The following is a 21,962-nucleotide window of genomic DNA, read 5'->3' as shown; positions in this document are numbered from 1 at the left end:
TTCTTTAATTTTCTATTTATTAAGCCCATCCTCTGAAACGTGTTGCTTCTGCTGTACGTCTAACACCTACAACGTAAGCTGATAATCTCATGTCTAATTTTCTTTTTTGTGAAATGTCATATACTTTGTCAAAAGCTTCTACAATTTTAGTTCTTAATAACTGAATTATTTCTTCTTCTGACCAATAAAGTCCTTGATTGTTCTGTACCCATTCAAAGTATGAAACAGTTACACCACCGGCACTGGCAAGTACATCTGGAATTAAAAGTACATCATTTTCTGTTAGTATGCGAGTTGCTTCTTGTGTTGTAGGACCGTTAGCCGCTTCTGCTACTATACTCGCTTTTATGTCTCCTGCATTTTGTGCGGTGATTTGGTTTGCTAAAGCTGCTGGTACTAAAATGTCACAATCAATTCCAAATATATCTTCGTTCGGAATAATGTTATCAAATAAAGGTGTGATTCTACCGTGTTCTTTACGAAGCTCTAATAAATGATCAATATCTAAACCTTCTGGATCATATATAGCACCACGACTTTCTGAGATACATACGATTTTTGCACCTTTATCATGTAGGATTTTAGCGATAAAGCTACCTGCATTACCAAACCCTTGTATAACAACTTTTGAACCTTCGATATTAATATGCTTACGTTTAGCCGCTTCTTCAATCGTAATCACAGCACCTAATGCTGTTGCTTGTTCACGACCAAGTGAACCACCTAAAGAAATGGGTTTACCTGTAATGAAATTTGGCGCGTTAACTTTATGCATAATACTATATTCATCCATCATCCAAGACATGATTTGAGCATCTGTATATACATCTGGTGCAGGAATATCCTTAGTTGGTCCGACGATTTGAGCAATTGCTCTAACATATCCACGTGACAATCTTTCTAGTTCATTTTGACTCATGCTATGAGGGTCACATTGAATTGCACCTTTACCACCACCATAAGGTAAGTTAACGAGACCACATTTTAAAGTCATCCACATAGATAATGCTTTTACTTCATTTTCATCTACATCAGGGTGGAAGCGGACGCCACCTTTAGTAGGTCCTACTGAACTGTTATGTTGAGATCGATATCCTGTAAAAGTTTTTACAGATCCATCATCCATTTTAACTGGAATACGAACTCTTAAAAATCTAGCAGGTTCTTTAATCAATTCAAAAAGACCTTCGTCGTATCCTAATTTATATAAAGCTTGTTCAATTATATTTTGTGTAGAAGTTACAAGATTGCTATTTTCACTCATGATTGACGCTCCTTTGTTGGATAAAATAATGTCTAAAAAAAACATATTAAATAAAATCATAATACAAATGAAAATGGTTTTCAATAAAATAAACTGAATTTACTAAAAATTCTATTATGTATAATAATAAATTTTTCTGCATTTTAATGTAATAAGTGCAAGTAGTTGGTAGTAATTGGAAGGCATGATATAATTCAATTACGAGCATATACAAATATAATGAAACCATTATATTTACTAGTGTGAATGAATCTGGGGCAAATGAATTTTTGTCCCAGATTCTTCTTTTTTATGTAAATGATGAGGTGTAGAAAAAGAGGTTCATGAAGCCATAATGTATATTTTATAAATTGAGTGATGAGTGGAATGAGAATATTGGGTGAGATGTGAGTTAAAGAGGCAGTAAACTCACGATATTGTAAAAGATGTGAGTTAAAGTTCTAATATAGTATTTTCTATTTTATGCTTGATTGTTACGTAACGTCATATTCTATAGTGTACTCATAATCTACATAGGGGTTGTTTGTTATGAGTAAAGGTAAAGCTTATTTTATTTATCTATTAGTAATTTTGTTTTGTTTATTATTAAGTATACCCATGTTCAATCAATTGGTTGCACAACAAGTGGAATTACTTGATATTCGTTCTGATTTTACAAGTTTTCAATTAACATTATTATCAATGATTAATCCATTGGTTTTAAGTCTAATATGTTTGACGATTGGTCATTTTTTGCAATATAAGACCGGATTAAAGTCAATTTTATATCATAAAAGTGATTTTAAAAGTACAATCTTGAAGAGCATAATGAGTGGTGCGATAGTTGGTGTAGTACTTTTTTTTGGAGATTTATTATTTGCTATTATCGGAAATAATGAATTTAATGAAAAAGCTTCAACTATACAATTGTTAGGTGGTATTAGTTATGGTGGAGTTATTGAAGAAATTATCATCAGATTTGGCTCTATGAATATTATAGTTTTTCTATTGATAAAACTTACAAAAAGTAAATCTAAGTATGTGTATATTCTTTCGATTTGTATTTCATCATTAATATTTGCAGCTGGTCATATACCTACATTGGTTAATACAATAGAAAAAGATGTTGTTATAGAAATTTTGAAAATTATGGTATTAAATACATTTGCGGGTACCATATATGGACTCATGTATTATAAACACTCTCTAGAAAACGCCATGCTTTCCCATATCTCAACCCATATTACGGTACAAATTTTTTTGGTATTTTCTCACATATAGCACACGATTATTTGCAATACTAAAAAGACGCCCCCAACAATTATCTAAGAATGTTATGATATTACTATCAAAAACTTATCTTATACATCGTGGGGGTGTCTTTTTGTCTGAAATGCTCAATATTTTACTAACGGTTGTTGTACCGATTTTTCTAATGACAGCGTTAGGTTATGTTCTTCAAAAGCGTGTGAAACTTGATTTACGTACGCTCGCAAAATTAAATATCAATGTGTTTGTGCCTGGATTTATTTTTGCGAAGTTTTACAAAGCTGAGTTAGCAGTAAATTTATTATTATTAATCATCGTATTCTTCGTTATATACATAATTGCATTATATATCGTCGCATTTGCTATCGCCAAAATGCAAAATTTAGATAAGGGTAAAGAGACGACTTTAACAAATAGTGTGCTCTTCTTTAACTCTGGTAACTACGGTGCGCCGTTAAATGATATTGTATTTAAAAGTGATCCACTTGCAATGTCTGCACAAGTTATTGTATTAACGCTACAAAATGTCTTCACGTTTACTTATGGTGTCTTCGCAATTCAATCCGTTCAATTAGGTAAACTTAAAGCATTACTCAATTACTTTAAGATGCCCATTATTTATGCACTCGTTCTTGCTATTATTTTAAACTATAATCATATTCCAATTCCTGAATTCATGTGGACGACTGTCAGTTATTTGTCTGATGCTATGATTGCGATTGCTTTAATTCTTCTCGGTGCACAAATTGCTAATATTAAACTTAATTTTAAATGGTCATCTTCTTATATTTATATCTTTATAAGATTAGTAGTTGGACCAGCTATCGCATTTGTCATTATAAAATGCATGGTTTTAGACGGCATTATCGCTCAAACATTATTTATTGCTTCAGCGATGCCGACATCCGTGAACAGCTCAGTTATTGCACAAGAATATGATAATTATCCTGCTTTAGCTGCAGAATTAGTCTTCATGTCGACGTTGTTTAGTTCTATTTCTGTTGTTATTGTCATTTATTTATCTTATTTAATTTTTTAATTTACATTTAAAAGTTCTTTAAATGTCTGACTTGAATATGCTTCTCTATAGAGTCCGCGTCGTTGTAATTCTGGAACAATATATGTTACAAAATCTTCGAGACTATGTGGTAAAGTAGGTGGCATTAGATTAAAACCATCAGCAACACCAGACTTAAACCAAAGTTCCATTTCATCTACTATTTCTTCAGATGTACCTATTAATGTGAGATGCCCACCACCTGCATTGAGATAACCTAATAATTCTCTCACTGTAGGTTTGGTATCTTCTATAATTTCTAAAATCGTTTCATATCTGCCTACTGGACCATCGAATGCATCTACAGGTGGCAATTCTGGGACAGGTTCATCCAATGACCATTTCGAACAATCTTGCCTAACAAATGTACTTAATTGTTTGATGGCATTTTCAATTGGTAAAGCTTTATCTAATTTTTCTTTTTTAAGTAGTGCTTCTTCACGTGTTTCTCCAACATAAGTAACCAATCCTGGAAAGACTTTAATATATTTCTCGGGTGTATCGCTTTCGCTAATGGCCTTATTTAATTTATTTCTATAAGCTTTCGCTTGTTTCAAATTCCATGATACTGAATAAACAGCATCAGCATGTTTGACGGCTAATGCAATACCTTGTTTGGATGCACCAGCTTGCATAGCGACCGGTTTGCCTTGTGGGCTACTCGGTGTGGATAACGGTCCATTTACTTGGAAATAATTGCCAGAATGATGAAAAGCATGCACATGCTCATGGTTAATCACTTTATTGTTATGACGGTCATGAACGAAGTCTTCTTTATGCCAAGATGTAAATAATTTGTCCATCAACTCAGCAAATTCTTGTGCTTTATGATATCTATCATCATGTTGAGGTAAAGCTTTCATACTATGATTTTGGGCTTCTATATCTGTCATGGATGTTACTAAGTTCCAACCGACACGACCATTCGTTGCATGATCGAGGGTTAAAATTTGTCTAGCCGCAGTATAAGGGTTTGAAAATGAACTTGATATTGTTGAAACTAAACCAATATGTTTTGTAACTTGTGATATAGCAGTCAAGTTCACAATTGGATCCAACCAGAATGCTGGTAATTCACTATCTGATTTTGCTGGGAATGATTGATTATCTGCAAAGAACACAGCATCTAATAAACCTCTTTCTGATAGTTGTGCTAATGATTGATAATAAGAGATATCACCAATCTGTTCAATAGAGGAGTCTTCCATAAGCCATGCTGCTTGATGATGGCCACATCCATATAATAAGACACCAATATTGAGTTGATCGCTTCTTAAATTACGCATTTCTATTCTCCTTATCTCTCTTTTGGAATTCTAGTTCATTGTTAAGCCGCCATCTACAGTATAATTTTGTCCAGTTATACCACTTGCTTTATCAGAAGCAAGGAAGCTCACCATATTTGCGACATCTTGTGGTGAAGTGACTTTTTTAAGAGGTGTTGATTGAGCAATTAAGTCAAACACTTCAGATGTTGTCACAGAGCTGGCATCGGTCGTTTTGAGTAGGCCACCAGAAACAACATTGGCTGTAATGCCATGTTGACCTAATTCAGCAGCGATATTACGCGTGAAGCCAATTAAACCAGCTTTCGCAGTTGTATATTCGTGATAAGGTACGACAGGATTTTGGAATAAATTCGTACCGATGCTAATAACCGCACCTTGTTTTCTTTCAATGAATTGAGGTGCAACACTTTGCACAATATTAAATGCTGCTTTTAATGTGCCATCAATTTGTTGTTGATAGTCTTCCCATGCAAGGTCGACGAATGCTTTTTGTTTTACTGGGTCAAATTTAAAGTTAACTAAGGCATTGTTGACGACGACATCAATTTTTCCAAAATGTTTCGTACCTTCATCAATTAACTGATCAACTTCAGCGCGATTCGTCACATCCGCTTGAATAGCAATCGCTTGTTCTGCTCCAATTTCAGCAACTAACTGTTCTGCTAACGCTTTACTATTATGATAATTAATGATGACTTGATGTCCTTCAGATGCTAATGTACGTGCGATTGTTGCGCCTAATCCTCTACTACTACCTGTTACTAATATAGTCTTTGTCATATGTAACACTCCCATATAGAATTTTAAATAAAAAAATACACAACCTTCTCGTAAGAAAGTTGTGTAAAAACAAAGATATTTATAAAAAGGGCATAGTCATCCCTATAAATTCATTTCACAAACACTTTCCTACGCTAGTACGATCTAGTTCAGGTTCAAAGGGTTCGAGTTCATCCTCATCTCAGTTAAAAAACACCCCTAGTGCATCTATTTAATTACTATCAATGTATAGTTTTTAATAATCGATGTCAAGTTTGTTTAAATGTCAGTTGCAAATGATAGGTAAAATCGGTTATGATATAAAACGTATTGATTACGATTTATAAAATGAAGGTGATAAGATGAAGTGGACGATAGTAGGTGGTGGCATCCACGCTATAACGATAGCATTAGAATTAAAAGTTAAAGGATTAAAAAATAAAGACTTAACAATTATTGACCCGCACGATGTGTTCTGTCATCAATTTGACCATCGAACACAGAATATTAGTATGCCTTATTTAAGGTCTCCAATCGTACACCATGTTCACCCAAATCCTTTTCATTTAAAACAATATTTTAAGAAAATGGATTATGCAGGTGGTATTTATGGTAAGTATAAAAGGCCGAAAAGAGATATGTTTATGGACCATACAGCGGAACAAGTTGAATATTACCGATTACATGAATGTCATGTTAAAGATACTGCAATAGATATAAAGAAATATCGAGATAATTGGTGTATCGTATTGGAATCAGGGGAGATGATATATACACAGAATGTCATCATCGCATCAGGTTGTAATCATAAGCCAAAGGTTCCAGAAATATATGAGCATGCACCAGATGTACAACATATTTTTGAAGATGCAAATATTCAATTTAATGAAAGTTCTCATGTTGTTGGAAGTGGGATATCAGCTGCACATTTAGCTTTAAAATTAATTTATCATGATGATGAAAAACATGTACATTTATGGACGAATAAGCCGTTAGAAATTCATGATTTTGATGCTGATCCAGGATGGTTAGGACCTAAAAATATGGCAAGCTTTTCAAAAGTGATAGATCCAGAAGAAAAGATGGATATTGTTTTAAAAGAACGTCATAAAGGTTCTATGCCTCAGGAGTTGTTCATTAGATTAAAGAAATATGTGAAAAAGGGCAGACTAACGATACATCTCAATGAACTAGACTATATTAACAATCATCAAATCATAACAGTAGATGGGAAACATATTGATTATGATCATATATTGTTGGCAACAGGATTTGATAATACTTTATTAACACAACCGATATTAAATCGTTTAATTCATGAGTATGAAGCACCACTCAATAAATGTGGTTATCCTGAAATTAGCAAACATTTGGAATGGCTGCCGAATTTATTCGTATCAGGTGGATTAGCTGATTTAGAATTGGGACCTTTCGCTAGAAATATTATGGGTGGAAGAGAAGCAGCACGTAAGATAGGTGAAAAGTATCACGAAATAGAGCAATGCAGTTAGATTTATAAGACATAGAAAAGCCTGGAACAAATTCGTTCCAGGCTTTTTAAATTAAATTTCTTTCAAAATATGATAAATAGCTTCTGTGCTTTCAGCGTTGATTAATTTTTCTCTTGTTTCATCATCCATAAGTGTACGTGACAGTCTTTGTAATAACTTCAAGTGTGTATCACTACTATCATTTGGTACAGCAATTAAGAAGATGATTTTAGGTTGTGTTTCATCTAAACTTTCCCATTCAACACCATGTTTGTTTTTCAGAACAGCTACGACAGGCTGTTTGACAACATTTGATTTAGCATGCGGGATGGCTACATTCATACCGATTGCTGTTGTTGATTCTGATTCGCGTTTCAATACAGCTTCTTTTAACATTTCTTCATCGTCTATAAAGTTGTGATATTTTAAATTGTGAATCAGTTTATCTATTGCATCATCTCGTGACATTTCAGCATCTTCTATCATAATGACTTTTTCATGAAAGACTTGTTCTGAATCTGGTTTAGTTTCATCATTTGAAGTGGATATTTCTTTTTGATCGTTATCATCTTCATCTAATCCCATAAATGATGTTGTCATACCACTATTAGATGATTCCATTTCAGGTGATGCAACTGTTGCTTCTTTTTTCTTCAATAAAAGTGTAACAAGCATTGTAACACTACTTCCGATAATGACAGCAATAAAGAACCATAGTATTTTATCGATACCACCAAGTACGGCTACAATTGGACCACCATGTGCAACTCTATCTCCAACGCCACCTATAGCTGCGATGGCTGCTGCGACCATTGCACCAATCATATTTGCAGGAATAATACGTAATGGGTCTTGTGCGGCAAATGGAATAGCACCTTCAGTAATACCGAATAATCCCATCGTAAATGATGCTTTACCCATTTCAATTTCACCTTTATTAAATTTACGTTTATTGATAAAAGTAGCAAGACCTAAACCAATTGGTGGTGTACATACAGCTACTGCAACCATACCCATAACGGCATAGTTTCCTTCAGCAATTAAAGCTGATCCGAATAAGAACGCAACTTTGTTAACTGGGCCACCCATATCGAATGCAATCATAGCTCCGATAATAAGTGCTAAGATAATGCTATTTGTACCTTGCATACCTTTTAACCATGTTGTTAAACCTTCAAAAATACTTGCAATCGGCGCACCGATAACAAATATGAAAATAAGTCCTACAATAATTGAAGAAATAATAGGAATAATGATAATTGGCATAATAGGTGCCATTGCTTTAGGAATTTTAATGTTTTTAATCCATTTAGCAATATAACCTGCTAAGAAACCAGCGACAATACCACCTAGGAATCCTGCACCAGCTTCACTTCCGTAAAAGCTACCATCAGCAGCAATTGCGCCACCAATCATACCTGGTACTAAACCTGGTTTATCAGCAATACTGACTGCAATGTAACCAGCTAGGATTGGAACCATAAAGCTAAATGCTAAACTACCAATATTTTCAATAGATTTCCAGAATGAATCATCAGGAATTTTAAGACCTTCTGGTGTTGTATCTCCACCTAAAGTTAAAGCAATGGCCATTAATAAACCACCAACTACGATAAATGGCACCATGAATGAAACACCATTCATTAAATGTTGGTAGACCATTTGTAGACCACTTTTTTGTTCTTCGTCATCATGAGTTTGTTTGTTGCCACCTTTTTCATGATGAATATGTGCATCTTGATCGATGATGCGTTGGATTAATAATTTAGGGTTGTGAATACCTTCTCTAACACTTTCGTTAATTAATCGTTTCCCGTCAAATCTTGATAAATCGACTTGTCTGTCAGCAGTGATAATAATACCATCCGCTTCTCTAATTTCTTTTGATGTCAGAACATTTTCTGCACCGACACCACCTTGTGTTTCTACTTTAATATCTATGCCCATCTCTTTTGCGGCTTGTTCTAATTTTTCTTGAGCCATATAAGTGTGTGCAATCCCGTTTGGACATGATGTAATTGCTAAAATTTTCATAACGTCAGCTCCTTCTTAATTCAATTGTAAACGCATTCACTAAAACATAAAAAAGAATAATTGCCGTTAGTAGTGGCAATTATTCTTTAAAACGTTCAATGATATATTGTTTGAATGGTTCATCTTCTATTTTTAGTAAATGCGTAACATCTTGTTCTGTTAATTTAGCAATACTGTGCATGATTTTCTTCATTACTTGTTTATCTTTGTCTGCAATAGATAAGAAAAATACTAAATGAACTTTATGCTGCTTCCATGCTATATCTTGGCGGAGTCTAAACATTAATACATGTGACTTAAAGACTTTAGTAGGATCGCCATGTGGAATAGCAATGCCGTTTCCAATATAAGTCGATGAGAACTTCTCCCTTTCTAATGCACTTTCAATATACCCACTTGATATAGCATGTTGTTGATTAAGCAAACGTTCTGCATGTTGGAATATATCAACAGTAGAATGTATGTCTGTTTCGATCGGTACTGATAGAAAATCGATAGGCAATAATGCGTCGTTGTTTAAAACAGGGTTTTGCTTCTGATTTAAAATGGTTTGAAATTTATGTGCATCTTCTTCTGAAAATAACGGCGATACTTTAACAACTTGTACGTTACTAGGTAGATGTGTCATATCAATGTCGTGTGTTGTAACAAGTATATCTGTGTTAGTGAATGGGTATGTTGAAACATCTTCAAGTTTAATCGTATCGATAATATTAATTTTATGGTTTAACTTTTGAATTTTTGCTTCTAACAAGCTTGAAATGCCCAGTCCATAATAACAAGTAATGACAACATTAAATTGATCTTGTACATTACGATCTATTGATGATTGAAAATGCAATGCTAAAAAGGCTATCTCATCTTCACTTAAATTGAGTTGTGCATCTTCTTCAAGTAAATGAACCGTTTCATATAATGCGTTGAACACAAAAGGGTATTGCTGTTTAATATCCTCTGTAAGCGGGTTGTTAATATAAACATTCTTAACGATACGCAAATATGTTCTACTAAAATGCGAATAAACATTTTCACGAAGTACAGCATCTTGCATAAAATCTATACCGACTTTCGAGTTCATTTGATAAATTAAGCGTTCAATATAACTTTGAATAAATATTTGTTTAAAGCCGAGGTCATATTTATCAAAATAATAGCTAATAAAAAATGAAAATAGCTTTGCTGTTTCATCGCTTAAGGTGTATTTAAGCTTTCGGTTGATGTCTTCTATTATTGCTCGGGAAATGACTAAAGCTTCTTGATTAATATCCCATTGCTCTGTCGTATCGTGGATTCTTTTGAAAATGATAATAAGGTGTACGAGCAACTGTTTAATATGCACTTTTGAAGTTTGAATATGGTAATGTTCTAAATGTTGTTCCATAATTTGCATCATTAATTCTCTATGTGCTTTTGGTATTTCATTCATAATAAAGTCTTCTACTTTAACATTGTTTGTAGAGAGTTGGTTTAAATGAAGAATGGCGTTGCGAATATCCATTTCATTACCACTTACCGTAATACCTTTTCTTTTAACAAGATTAATCACAACATCATAAGATTCACACCAAGCTTGAATTTGGTTTAAATGATCGATAAGTTCATTCTTCGTTAAAGCAAAGTCATCAGATAATTGCTCAAGGGTAACAGATTGCTTATACATTAATAATTGATAAGCCATCTTGATGAGCGTCTGACCATTCTTTTCCGTATATTGATTCAGAATAGACTCTATCTCTTCAGCTTGATACAACTCGTGATTTAGTTGATAACCACGCCCTTTAGTACTAATAATGACATCTTTAATTTCACTATTAATATATTTAATATCGCTTCTTACAGTTCTATTTGAAACATTCAAATAGTCAGCTATTTCAGTCCCGTTTAAATAACTATCACGATTTAAAAGTAATAGTCTCATTAATTTCACATGTCTTTTTAACAATAATCCCACCACATTTCAAGTCCACATTTAGATTCATATTATATTGTAAGCGTTTAAAGAATGGGTGACAAATAAATGATTAGACACTCATTCAAGTATTCATGCGCTATAAACAGAATGCATGTATTATATCTTTCAACATATTATACTGAAGTTAGATAATAAATATAAACTTTGAAGGTGACATAATTGGTTGAAAATATATATTTAGATAAAACGCAAATTCCATTAACACATTTTGAAGATGAAACTGTAGATGGTTTATATAAAGTAACAATTGAATTTAATGTAACGAGTAAAGCGTATCACGATATTGCTGTTTTATTATATAGAGGGCGTTTTGATGTAGAAATTCCGGATAAAGATAAGAAATTTAAAGGTGAAATTTATAATTATTCAACATCTTTAACAAATTTATATAAAGACAATCAAGTTGCGGTGTACCGTCTTGTGCTTAAAGAAATACGAGAGGACCAAAAGGGATGAGCAATATGAAATTGAGTATACTTGACCAATCACTGATTGTGCCTGGTCAAACAGCCAGTGATGCTTTTAAAGATTCGTTGGCATTAGCACAGTTAGGAGAGGATTTAGGTTATGAAAGGTATTGGCTAACTGAACATCACGGTTTGTCTAACCTTGCAAGTTCAGCGCCAGAAGTATTACTTTCATATATTGGTGCACATACGAATCATATTAGAATTGGCGCAGGTGCCATATTGTTACCACATTATAGACCTTATAAAGTTGCAGAACAGTTTAATACATTGGCTACTTTGTTTGCAAATAGAGTTGATTTAGGTATAGGTAGAGCACCAGGTGGCTCAGCGGAAGCTACTAATGCATTATCGACGCAGTTTTTAAAGCAGGTGTGGGCTTTACCAGAACTGTTAGAAGAATTATTAATGTTCTTGAAAGGGCAATTCCCTTTAGAACACGAATATCATAAAGTAAATGTGTTACCGCAACCTGATGTATCACCAACACCATGGTTATTGGGAACAAGTGAGAAAAGTGCTTTACTTGCAGCTAAAAATGGTATGCCTTATGTGTACGGTGCTTTTATGAGTGATCAAGATGGCCGTGCAATTGTGGATCGTTACCGTGAACATTTTGAGCAAAGAAATCAAGAAACACCTAAAGTGATTGTTACGGTATCTGTCATATGTGCTGAGACTAAAGAAGAAGCGGAAGCACTTGCTATAGAAAGTTTAATAACTAAAGCACAAGGTGAAGATAAAAAAGAAAAAGTACTGACATTTGATGCGTTAAGTGAACGAGAAAAAGAAATGGTTTATGACATGAAAGACAATATGATCATAGGTGATGTCGAAACCGTTCAATCAAGACTTCAAGCGATTCAAGCAGAATATCTATGTGATGAAATCATGGTAAGTACAAATACAATAACGCATGAGGATAGAATGCAATCTTATAGATTATTAGCACAAATATAAATATTTGTTTCAGAACTCAAATATGATATTAAAGGATGATTTCGTATGATTTTATTAATAGGAAAAATCATCATCTCAGTCGGTCTCATAGTCGGTTCAATTATAGAAGAAACAATACGAGCTAAACGAAAAAAACAGTCTAGAACAAAATAGGGTTCTAGACTGTTTTTTGTTAATTTCAAATATCATGATTTTACATGTTTATTTATTTCGGACACGAGTGCTTGTACACCTTTGTATTCTAAATGAACGCCGTCATATGCAAAGTATCCAGGATTGCCTTTAGCTTTTTGATACCAATTGATTAATTGAACATTCTTATGTGAATCTGCTGCTTTCGAAAGTTTCTCATTTACACTTTGTTCCCAATCTCTTGGTACGTGTGTATTAACGACATATACATGCGCATTGCCAAACATTTTAATGAGCTTTGTCAAATCATCGTATGAAAAATCACCATTCGTACCAAGCTCGAGCACTACTTTTTGATTGTCTTTTTTAAAGTTATTGTATTTTTCTTGAACGAGTGGAATAGCGTCATTTAAATTGCGACCTATTTTTCCATCAATAATTGCACCTGGATATGTCTTATGTATTTCTTCCCCGATATCAACCATGACGGAATCACCGATAAATAACATTTTATCTTGATGCTTTCCTTTATGATTAATGGTTTGTTCGCTATTAACATTTATTTTAGGAATAGGTAATATCAAACTATTCTTATGGTCGTGATTTGAAACTTTAAAAGTCGTCTTAGCATGATGATGTTGCGTTTGTTGTAAATAATCAAAATGCCCTGAAAGTATTGTTAACGTAAGACCAACTAATACTAAAGTAATGCTACTCTTAGCAATGAGTGATTTTAATTGTGATTTTCCAGGCTTGAAGTATGCTAACCCATTTACTCGAATAGGTACTTCAACATATCGATAAGAGCTTTCAGCTAGCAATAACGTTAGGATGATTTCAACTAATACAATATATATAGGTATTTGCCCTTGAACAAAATGTTTATTGATAAATGTTATGACAGGATAATGCCATAAATATAAACTATATGATCTTTGTCCAATCCATACCAATAATCGATTACCTAATATTTTTGATAATAACGTACTAGGGTGAACGGCGCTCGCAATGATAGGTAAAGAACTTAAAGATATAAGATAAATGCCACCAAAGTATAACCAATTGTTATTGGATGAGACAGTCCACATAAAGTAAATTAATAGCGCTAATGAAATACAACCTATTGTTTCAATACCTATTTTTAACGGTGTTATAATTTGCTGCTTCAATCTAAAAGGCGGCCATATGTATGCCAGTAAAACACCTAATAGCAAAGTTTGTAACCTAGTGTCAGTGCCGAAATATACTCTCGAATTATCAACGTTCGGTTCAGCAATTAAGATCATTAACAATAATGAAATAAGAGAAGTTATAAACACAATTAAAAAGAAATGTCTTTTTAATTTTTTTATGCGAAGTAACATCATTAATAAAATTGGCCAAAATACATAAAATTGCTCCTCAATCGCTAAACTCCATAAATGTTTAAGTGGCATCACTTTAAAGCTATCAAAATAACTAACATGATGAAAAATATACCACCAATTAGATACATAAAATAAAGCTGCAAATGTGTCTTGTTTTACATTTTTAATAATGCTCGGTTCAAATAATAAGGTATATATTAAAACAATACATAATAAACATAAGACTGCTGGGAGTAACCTTTTAATACGTTTCTTCCAAAAGTGTAAGAGGTCAATCGTGCCAGTATGTTGATATTCATAGATTAATAAGCTTGTAATTAAATAGCCAGAAATAACAAAAAAAGTATCCACACCTAAAAAACCACCCGATAACCACTTAGGATTAAGGTGATAAATGATGATAGCTATAACAGCAATTGCGCGTAAGCCATCTAAACCATATAAATAACGAATTGAGTTTGAATTCGTACTTTTTCTTTGTCGTTCAATCATTACTCAATAACTCCTCAATATATTATAAAATCTTTGGTGAAGTCTATTCTATCATGTTTTACAAAATATTTACAAAAAAGGATGATGATTAGGAGGTTAATTCAATAAGAGAGGCAATGGTAACATTAAAAAAAGTAAAACAAGATGTGTTAGGCGGTAAAATAAAAAAACTGGACCAAATCAATCATGGTCCAGCCTCATAATATAAATCTACTTAACACATTCGTTTCAATAACTCAGCTTTAATAATATTTTGTGCTTCTTTGTAATTTTCTGCAGTATGTTCCTGTGCATTGACAATAAGTAAGTCGATTAAATCAGAATCACTTTTTTGATTAACTTCATCTTCGAATTGGAAAATGTTTTCTTCTGTTTCCCTATGGCTCGCGTTTGGCTTAATAATTTGATAGTAATTATCAGCGCCTAATCCACCTTCTTCAATCATAACTGAAATCTCTGAAGATCTTTGTTCATTCTGTCGGTTCACTTTTATAAGATTTTTACCTTCAACAGTCATTTGAAAAACCTCCTTGATTACGCATAATGAATATCCAAAATTCAAAGCAAGAGACAAATATCTATTTAATATCAGTGTATTATTACACGGTAGAAATTACAACTAGATTGCTCAAATAAAATTTTTAATGTATTTTTACAACACATCATATGACCTGCACACCTTATGATTTACTTTTACACAATATTGATTTAGAATTGGTATATAAAGAATTAAGATATCTCTTAAAGAAAGTTGCAATTCTTTCAGACTATTATATTTATGTATACCCAATTCATGAATATAATACATCTTAAATTTTAGAAAGGTGATCAAAATGGATAATAACCAACCAAAAGACGTTATTCTTATTGGTGCTGGTATTTTAAGTACGACATTTGGTTCTTTTTTGAAAAATATTGAACCAGATTGGAATATTAAGTTATTCGAAAGATTAGAACAACCAGCTATTGAAAGTTCAAATGAAAAAAATAATGCTGGTACAGGTCATGCTGCGCTATGCGAATTAAACTACACAGTTGAGCAAGAGGACGGTTCAATTGATGTTGAAAGAGCGAAAGAAATCAACGAGCAATTCGAAATTTCTAAGCAATTTTGGTCATACTTAGTTAAGAGCAAAGCTATCGAGAATCCACAAGAATTCATTAGACCATTACCACACATCAGTTTCGTAATGGGTATTCGAAATGTAGATTTCTTAAAACGTCGTTATGATGCATTAAAATCTCTACCTATGTTTGAAGGCTTAACTTATACAGAAGATCATAAAGTATTAGCTGAATGGATGCCTTTGATGATGCAAGGTCGTAATTCAAACGAACCACTTGCAGCAAGTAAAATTGACGAAGGTACAGATGTTAACTTCGGTGAATTAACGCGTAAATTAGTTAAAAATATCGAAAAACACGAAAATGCACAAGTTCATTTCCGTCATGAAGTAGTAGACTTTAAACAACTTTCTAATAGTAAATGGGAAGTTAAAGTTCGTAACTTAGAAACTGGTAAAGTAGAAACGCATGTTGCTGATTATATCTTTATCGGTGCAGGCGGACATGCCATTCCATTACTACAAAAAACAAAAATTCCTGAAAGTAGACATCTTGGAGGATTCCCAATTAGTGGTGCATTCTTAGTATGTAACAACCCTAAAGTAGTAAGTGAGCATAATGCCAAAGTTTATGGTAAAGAGCCACCTGGCACACCACCAATGACTGTACCTCACTTAGACAGACGTTATATTCAAGGAAGAGAAAGTTTGCTATTTGGTCCATTCGCAGCAATCGGTCCAAAATTCTTGAAAAATGGATCTAACTTAGATTTATTTAAATCTATTAATACAAGTAATGTTGTGACAATGTTATCTTCAGGTGTTAAAAACTTATCACTTGTAAAATATTCAATTCAACAAGTATTACAACGTAAAGAAGATCGTATGAAAGAATTGCGTCGATTTGTACCAGATGCAAAAGACGAAGATTGGGATATTCATATCGCTGGTAAACGTGTACAAGTTATTAAAGATACAGAAGAACATGGCCGTGGATTTATTCAATTCGGTACAGAAGTTGTAAATTCAGAAGACCATACTGTAATTGCTTTATTAGGTGAATCACCAGGAGCATCAACATCAGTATCTGTAGCTTTAGAAGTAATTGAGAAAAACTTCCCTCAATATATGGAAAAATGGGAATCTAAAATTAAAGAAATCATCCCTTCGTATGGAGAATCTTTAATTGAAGACTCAGCATTATTGAAGAAAACACGTAAACAAACAGCAGAAGCTTTAGAATTAAATAAATAATTTTGAAAAAAGAAGTCATTCCGGTAAGTCGGAATGACTTTTTTATGTTTAAACGCACGAAGACTTCGAGATATCGTGCGCTGAGGTATAAAATCAGGGTGTAACGCACGAAGACTGGGAGATATCGTGCGCTGAGGTACAGAATCAGGGCATATCGCACGAAGACTGAGAGATATCGTGCGCGTATAAATGAATCGTTCAATTTTTAAGAAATCCTACTTTTAGAATTGTTCACTCCACCTATTTCTTCTAATTATTTACTTGTGTGTTAATGTTTCATTTATCAAATAATAAAATTTCAAATTATTTTAGAGTGAGAAGTGATATTTTCGCTTGGTGATTGGTATTTCAATGTTGTTGATTATACGATGCATGAGTAATTTAATGACCGTAATATTTTATTGATATAATGAAGTTTTTTATGTTTGTGATAATTTTCAGGGTATACGTATGTTCTGAACGAGCAGTAATTATTTTAAAAAATATTACAACTACGGTATGTGAGGAGGTACTAAGTGTTAGTTGTAATTATTTCTAATTTGTAATTAAAAAGATATTGTCGTATACCTTTTTACTTTTCTTTCATATTTACACTATGTTATATTTACTAATGTAAGGGCTTACATTTTATTGGGGAGGTCTTTTATGGAATGATTGTAATTATGAAAGATAGGGGATAATCGTATGCAAATTATTTCGTTCGAAGATTTGAAAGACATTGTAAAAAGTGGAGATGTTATTTCACTGGCAGCTTTATCAGTGAGTAATTTACCAGTGAGTGTCTTAAAACATTTGATTAAAGCTCATGATGAATATGGAAATCTTAATGATTTAACTTTTATGGTTGCGAATGATATTAGTGATTATCGTGGTGATGGTTATGATTTAGATTCATTTGTGAGTAGAGGTATGGTTAAAAGGCTCATTATGAGTATTATCATTGGTTCACCTAAAACGATAGAAGCGATAAAGAATAATGATGTAGAAGCATATTTTGTACCGCAAGGATTGTTAGCTACACATTATCGGAATTCGTTAGCCAAATTTCCAGATATGATTTCTAAAATAGGTTTACACACTTCCGTGGATCCTAGATTTGATGGCGGAAAAGTCAATGATGTGACTAAGGAAGATATCGTTTCTTTATTAGAAATTAATAATGAGGAATATTTACAATATAAATTTCCTAAAGTTGATATTGCATTGCTTCGTGGTACATACGCTGATAGCGAGGGGAACATTTATATGCATCATGAAGCACACTTAGGAGAAGGCTATGGTGCTGCTCTAGCGGCGCATCAAAATGGTGGGAAAGTTATTGTACAAGTTAAAGAAATTGTACAACATGGTAGCTTCAAACCAACTGAAGTCTTTATTCCTGGAGAGCTTGTGGATTATGTATGTGTAAATGATGACCCAAAACATCATAGACAAACCATTCAAGATTATTATGACCCAGCTATTTCGGGTGAATATAAAGTACTTAGTATGCCTGAACCAATTAATGAATTGAGTACACGTAAAGTGATTTTACGACGTGCTGCCCAATTTTTAAATGTAGATAATGTTGTGAGTATAGGGTTTGGTATTAACAATGAATTATCGAATTTATTGGTTGAGGAAAAAGCTGAAGACTTAGTTCAACTGAATATAGATACAGGAGTGTTTGGTGGGATGATTGGAAGTGGTCAAAACTTCGGATTAAATTACAATTTAGATGCGAAGATGCGACATGAAATGACATGGGACTTTATTTATAGCGGAGGCATAGATGTAGCTTATTTAAGCTTTGCTGAAGTGGATCAGTTTGGTAATGTCAATGTTTCAAAATATGGCGATAGAATGAATGGTTGTGGGGGATTCATAGATATTAGCCAAACGGTCCAAAAAATTATTTTCTCAGGAACAATGGTAGTAGGAAGTAAGGCTACTTGGAATGATAAAGGTTTAGTTATTGAAACAGAAGGTCATGCAAAGAAATTTGTTGAACAAGTGCATAATATGGACTTCAATGCATCTTATGCTAAGTCATTAAATCAAGAGATCTATTATGTAACGGAACGCGCTGTATTTCAATTAACCGATGAAGGTGTGAAATTGATTGAAATTGCAGCTGGATTAGATTTAGAGAAAGATATTCTAGCCAATATAGCATTTCAACCGATAATTGATGAAGAACTTAAAGTAACGGATCAGCAAATTTATCAAGAAAATTGGGGAGGATTGCAACAATGTATTAAAGACAATGGTTCAAACTATTAAGGGGGTAGTTTAATATGAATTACGATTGGATTAAAACAAGAGCGCAATATGACGAAGAAAAGGCAGCAGTTACCGATCCACTAAAAGGAACAGAATGGACTTATCAAGATTTAAATATTCGTGCTGAGAACTTAGCCAACCATCTTGAAGAACAAGGTATTAAAAAGGGAGATGTCGTTGGGATATTTGCACCAAATGATGTAGCGGTTCTTGACTTACTATTCGCTTCATTTAAGATTGGCGCAGTATACTTCCCAATGAACTGGAGACTCAAACCGAACGAAATTGAAAGTGTCATAGAAGATTCAGGTGTGAAGTTTATATTCTATGCGAATCGTCATTTAAGTAGTTTACAAGGGATTGCAGATGACTATTTACACATGGATATCGATTCACCTGAATATGATGAACTTGTAAATCCTAAAAATCATAAACCATTCAAGACAGTAGATGTAGGTCGTGATGATTTAGCGGCATTAATGTACACAAGTGGAACAACAGGATTACCAAAAGGTGTCATGTTTACTTATGATTCATTCACATCAAATGCGATTAATACGATACTCACTTATAAAGTGAATTCAGGATTTTCATCTATTATTTCGTTACCGATGTTCCATGTATTTGGATTTAATGATTTAGTGATTCCATTGTTGATGGCGGGTGGTTCACTCGTATTACATCGTTACTTCGAAGGTGAACAACTCAACGATTTAATGGCTAAATATAAACCGAATTACTTATCGCTTATTCCAACAATGTATTATGCCATGTTAGTAGCACCTAACTTTGATGTGAAGAACTTTGACAATATTGATTTTCTTATTCAAGGTGGTTCAGCACCATTGCCTGGTGTTCAGAAAAAATTTGCAAGCATGGGGTTAAATATTATTAATGGTTATGGCTTAACAGAAGCACCATTAGCGATGATTAATACACCTACTAACTCACTTGAAAAGCCAATGAGTATAGGGAAGCCAGTTATGTATGTAGAATCAAGATTATTTGATGAAGATTTCAATGACGTACCTGTAGGTGAAATTGGTGAATTAGCGATTAAAGGTAAACAAGTTACACCAGGTTATTGGCAAAAACCAAAAGAAACGGAAGAATCTTTCCATGATGGCTTTTTCTTAACAGGTGATTTAGCACGTATAGATGAGGATGGCGATATATTTATTGTAGATAGAAGAAAAGAACTGATTATTACAGGTGGAGAGAACGTCTTACCATCTGAAGTTGAAATCGTTCTAGCTGGTCATCCACTCGTCGCACAATGTGTTGTCGTAGGTTACGAAAATGAAAAATTTGGTGAAACTGTAGCGGCTGCTGTGTTACTTAATGAACAAGATCCAGATTTCGTAGAGAAATTAGATGCTTATATGCGTGAAAACTTGGCAAGTTACAAAGTGCCTAAAAATTATCTAACCGTTACGAAAATGCCATTAACTTCAACTGCTAAACCAGACAAGTTAGAAGTGAAAGCTATGATGAAGAGAAAGTTTCAACAATAAACAAAGATGACGCTAACATGAATACTAAATTTTTTTAGAGAATTATGTAAGCGCTTTAATAACGTTTGGAGGTCATATATATGTCAACAAAATTAGAAACATTAAAAGCATTATTTCCAGAGGATGTATTGAATATTTCGAAACAATTAACAGATGGTGAAGTCAAGTTCTTAAAACAACTTGATGATTTATTAGAAGAAAAATATCGTCCAACAATCAACGAACATTGGGTGAATGCGACAGTGCCAGAAGACTTCTTCGATGATATGGGGAAACTCAACTATTTCCAAAATCCATTATTATTTGAAGGGCGTGAAGGTGCTAAGACACCTAGTCAATTATTCCAATTTTTCATGTCTTATGTCGTAGCACGATTCGATGTATCTTTAGTAACATTATTAGGTGTCCATCAAGGATTAGGACATAATTCATTCTTATTCGGTGGTAGTAAAGAACAAGTTGCATACTACATCCCTAAATTACAATCACATGAACTAAGAACATGCTTTGCGTTAACTGAACCAGAACACGGATCAGATGTTGCAGGTGGGTTAGAAACAACTGCAAAACGTGAAGGCGATAAATGGATTTTAAATGGTGAAAAGAAATGGATTGGCGGTGCAAATTTAGCGGATGTTATTCCGGTGTATGCTGTAGATGTTGAAACAGGTAAACCTAAAGGCTTTATTGTTAGACCAGAACAAGCAGGTGTGGATATTGAAGTGATTGAAAATAAAATTGCTTTAAGAATCATTCCAAATACAATTATTAAATTAGACAATGTAGAAGTTGAAGAAGATCAAAGACTTCAAAATATAAATGGTTTTAAAGATATTGCGAAAGTACTTTATTCTACACGTGCAGGTGTTGCATATATGGCAACGGGTGCTTTAGCAGGTGCTTTACGCGCAACTCTTGATTATGTAACAGAACGTAAACAGTTCGGTAAAGAAATTAGTAAATATCAATTAATCCAAGAGAAATTAGCAATGATGCAAGGGAATTTAGCACATTCAATGTCTATATGTGCTCAACTTGCTAGAATGCAAGAAAATGGTGAATACGACGAAGTTGCCACTTCAACTGCTAAGATGATGAATTCACTTAGATTAAGAGAATCTGTCGCAATGGGTCGAGGTATCACAGGCGGTAACGGTATTTTAGCTGAATATGATATTGCGAGATTCTTCTCAGATGCAGAAGCAGTATACACATACGAAGGTACACACGAAATCAATGCACTGTTAATTGGACGTGCATTAACTGGAGATTCAGCATTTATTTAAGCTAACTGAGCAAGATGAAACACACTCAGAATATATGAATTTGGAGGACTT

The 21,962-nt window shown here is 33.5% G+C and carries 15 protein-coding genes, 2 pseudogenes and 1 riboswitch; of the genes and pseudogenes, 9 read left to right on the top strand and 8 right to left on the bottom strand.

Annotation, left to right across the window (positions count from 1 at the left end; all coding sequences use genetic code 11):
- Positions 1–19: 19 nt before the first annotated feature.
- Positions 20–1,264: a Glu/Leu/Phe/Val family dehydrogenase gene (locus ACJTHF_RS06535; RefSeq protein ID WP_088592106.1), complete on the bottom strand. Its 1,245-nt coding sequence runs from the start codon at positions 1,262–1,264 to the stop codon at positions 20–22.
- Positions 1,265–1,792: 528 nt separating this feature from the next.
- On the opposite strand from ACJTHF_RS06535, the gene ACJTHF_RS06530 reads away from it, so the two are divergent.
- A complete protein-coding gene (locus ACJTHF_RS06530) occupies positions 1,793–2,524 on the top strand; it encodes a type II CAAX prenyl endopeptidase Rce1 family protein (protein WP_232156932.1) in 732 nt (243 codons plus the stop codon).
- Between the two features lie 103 nt (positions 2,525–2,627).
- Positions 2,628–3,551, top strand: a complete 924-nt coding sequence (locus ACJTHF_RS06525; protein ID WP_232156923.1) for an AEC family transporter — start codon at positions 2,628–2,630, stop codon at positions 3,549–3,551.
- On the opposite strand, the gene ACJTHF_RS06520 is transcribed toward ACJTHF_RS06525, so the two are convergent.
- Both ACJTHF_RS06520 and ACJTHF_RS06515 read right to left on the bottom strand, forming a co-directional pair.
- On the bottom strand, positions 3,548–4,855 hold the full coding sequence (locus ACJTHF_RS06520; RefSeq protein ID WP_084756064.1) for an NtaA/DmoA family FMN-dependent monooxygenase: 1,308 nt from the start codon (positions 4,853–4,855) through the stop codon (positions 3,548–3,550). The two genes, ACJTHF_RS06525 and ACJTHF_RS06520, sit on opposite strands and share 4 nt — an antisense overlap.
- Positions 4,856–4,885: 30 nt before the next feature.
- The gene (locus ACJTHF_RS06515) at positions 4,886–5,638 is read right to left on the bottom strand and encodes a 3-oxoacyl-ACP reductase (protein WP_058592102.1); all 753 of its coding nucleotides are present in this window, start codon (positions 5,636–5,638) and stop codon (positions 4,886–4,888) included.
- A gap of 109 nt (positions 5,639–5,747) precedes the next feature.
- A riboswitch (TPP riboswitch) is annotated at positions 5,748–5,848 on the bottom strand.
- A gap of 131 nt (positions 5,849–5,979) precedes the next feature.
- On the opposite strand from ACJTHF_RS06515, the gene ACJTHF_RS06510 reads away from it, so the two are divergent.
- A complete protein-coding gene (locus ACJTHF_RS06510; RefSeq protein ID WP_078355294.1) occupies positions 5,980–7,128 on the top strand; it encodes an NAD(P)-binding domain-containing protein in 1,149 nt (382 codons plus the stop codon).
- A gap of 51 nt (positions 7,129–7,179) precedes the next feature.
- Here the strand turns inward: ACJTHF_RS06510 and ACJTHF_RS06505 are convergent.
- From ACJTHF_RS06505 to ACJTHF_RS06495, 3 genes and pseudogenes are all read right to left on the bottom strand, one after another.
- A pseudogene (locus tag ACJTHF_RS06505) lies at positions 7,180–7,614 on the bottom strand (PTS sugar transporter subunit IIA); the annotation flags it as partial.
- 140 nt (positions 7,615–7,754) lie between these two features.
- Positions 7,755–9,141: pseudogene (locus ACJTHF_RS06500) on the bottom strand (PTS fructose transporter subunit IIC); the annotation flags it as partial.
- A gap of 79 nt (positions 9,142–9,220) precedes the next feature.
- Positions 9,221–11,092, bottom strand: coding sequence for a BglG family transcription antiterminator (locus ACJTHF_RS06495; RefSeq protein WP_232156919.1), 1,872 nt, complete (start codon positions 11,090–11,092; stop codon positions 9,221–9,223).
- A 180-nt stretch (positions 11,093–11,272) separates the two neighbouring features.
- On the opposite strand from ACJTHF_RS06495, the gene ACJTHF_RS06490 reads away from it, so the two are divergent.
- Together ACJTHF_RS06490 and ACJTHF_RS06485 are read left to right on the top strand one after the other, a co-directional pair.
- Positions 11,273–11,569, top strand: coding sequence for a DUF3219 family protein (locus ACJTHF_RS06490; protein WP_232156917.1), 297 nt, complete (start codon positions 11,273–11,275; stop codon positions 11,567–11,569).
- A 5-nt stretch (positions 11,570–11,574) separates the two neighbouring features.
- The gene (locus ACJTHF_RS06485) at positions 11,575–12,540 is read left to right on the top strand and encodes an LLM class flavin-dependent oxidoreductase (protein WP_232156915.1); all 966 of its coding nucleotides are present in this window, start codon (positions 11,575–11,577) and stop codon (positions 12,538–12,540) included.
- Positions 12,541–12,725: 185 nt separating this feature from the next.
- Here the strand turns inward: ACJTHF_RS06485 and ACJTHF_RS06480 are convergent, their stop codons facing one another.
- Both ACJTHF_RS06480 and ACJTHF_RS06475 read right to left on the bottom strand, forming a co-directional pair.
- The gene (locus tag ACJTHF_RS06480) at positions 12,726–14,531 is read right to left on the bottom strand and encodes an acyltransferase family protein (protein ID WP_084756056.1); all 1,806 of its coding nucleotides are present in this window, start codon (positions 14,529–14,531) and stop codon (positions 12,726–12,728) included.
- Between the two features lie 214 nt (positions 14,532–14,745).
- Positions 14,746–15,048, bottom strand: a complete 303-nt coding sequence (locus ACJTHF_RS06475) for a hypothetical protein (RefSeq protein WP_048540492.1) — start codon at positions 15,046–15,048, stop codon at positions 14,746–14,748.
- Positions 15,049–15,364: 316 nt separating this feature from the next.
- Here ACJTHF_RS06475 and mqo point away from each other — a divergent pair, with 316 nt between their 5' ends.
- From mqo to ACJTHF_RS06455, 4 genes are all read left to right on the top strand, one after another.
- The gene (gene mqo, locus ACJTHF_RS06470) at positions 15,365–16,849 is read left to right on the top strand and encodes a malate dehydrogenase (quinone) (RefSeq protein ID WP_106417382.1); all 1,485 of its coding nucleotides are present in this window, start codon (positions 15,365–15,367) and stop codon (positions 16,847–16,849) included.
- 684 nt (positions 16,850–17,533) lie between these two features.
- A complete protein-coding gene (locus ACJTHF_RS06465; protein ID WP_106417381.1) occupies positions 17,534–19,111 on the top strand; it encodes a CoA-transferase in 1,578 nt (525 codons plus the stop codon).
- 14 nt (positions 19,112–19,125) lie between these two features.
- Positions 19,126–20,625, top strand: a complete 1,500-nt coding sequence (locus ACJTHF_RS06460; protein ID WP_058592114.1) for a class I adenylate-forming enzyme family protein — start codon at positions 19,126–19,128, stop codon at positions 20,623–20,625.
- A gap of 80 nt (positions 20,626–20,705) precedes the next feature.
- Entirely contained in the window at positions 20,706–21,911 is a 1,206-nt protein-coding gene (locus tag ACJTHF_RS06455; RefSeq protein WP_025907634.1) for an acyl-CoA dehydrogenase family protein, read from the top strand.
- Positions 21,912–21,962: the final 51 nt, after the last annotated feature.

Source organism: Mammaliicoccus sp. RAM2 (assembly GCF_045897195.1).
GTDB lineage: Bacteria > Bacillota > Bacilli > Staphylococcales > Staphylococcaceae > Mammaliicoccus > Mammaliicoccus sciuri.
The sequence above is the reverse complement of the archived record's forward strand: the minus strand, read 5'-3'. Positions and strand labels throughout refer to the sequence as shown.

What these genes read in the sequence shown, in the direction of transcription:
- ACJTHF_RS06515 (WP_058592102.1), bottom strand. Translation starts at nt 5,638, where the DNA reads ATGACAAAGACTATATTAGTAACAGGTAGTAGTAGAGGATTAGGCGCA.
- ACJTHF_RS06510 (WP_078355294.1), top strand. Translation starts at nt 5,980, where the DNA reads ATGAAGTGGACGATAGTAGGTGGTGGCATCCACGCTATAACGATAGCA.
- ACJTHF_RS06530 (WP_232156932.1), top strand. Translation starts at nt 1,793, where the DNA reads ATGAGTAAAGGTAAAGCTTATTTTATTTATCTATTAGTAATTTTGTTT.
- mqo (WP_106417382.1), top strand. Translation starts at nt 15,365, where the DNA reads ATGGATAATAACCAACCAAAAGACGTTATTCTTATTGGTGCTGGTATT.
- ACJTHF_RS06455 (WP_025907634.1), top strand. Translation starts at nt 20,706, where the DNA reads ATGTCAACAAAATTAGAAACATTAAAAGCATTATTTCCAGAGGATGTA.
- ACJTHF_RS06535 (WP_088592106.1), bottom strand. Translation starts at nt 1,264, where the DNA reads ATGAGTGAAAATAGCAATCTTGTAACTTCTACACAAAATATAATTGAA.
- ACJTHF_RS06485 (WP_232156915.1), top strand. Translation starts at nt 11,575, where the DNA reads ATGAAATTGAGTATACTTGACCAATCACTGATTGTGCCTGGTCAAACA.
- ACJTHF_RS06475 (WP_048540492.1), bottom strand. Translation starts at nt 15,048, where the DNA reads ATGACTGTTGAAGGTAAAAATCTTATAAAAGTGAACCGACAGAATGAA.
- ACJTHF_RS06520 (WP_084756064.1), bottom strand. Translation starts at nt 4,855, where the DNA reads ATGCGTAATTTAAGAAGCGATCAACTCAATATTGGTGTCTTATTATAT.
- ACJTHF_RS06480 (WP_084756056.1), bottom strand. Translation starts at nt 14,531, where the DNA reads ATGATTGAACGACAAAGAAAAAGTACGAATTCAAACTCAATTCGTTAT.
- ACJTHF_RS06465 (WP_106417381.1), top strand. Translation starts at nt 17,534, where the DNA reads ATGCAAATTATTTCGTTCGAAGATTTGAAAGACATTGTAAAAAGTGGA.
- ACJTHF_RS06460 (WP_058592114.1), top strand. Translation starts at nt 19,126, where the DNA reads ATGAATTACGATTGGATTAAAACAAGAGCGCAATATGACGAAGAAAAG.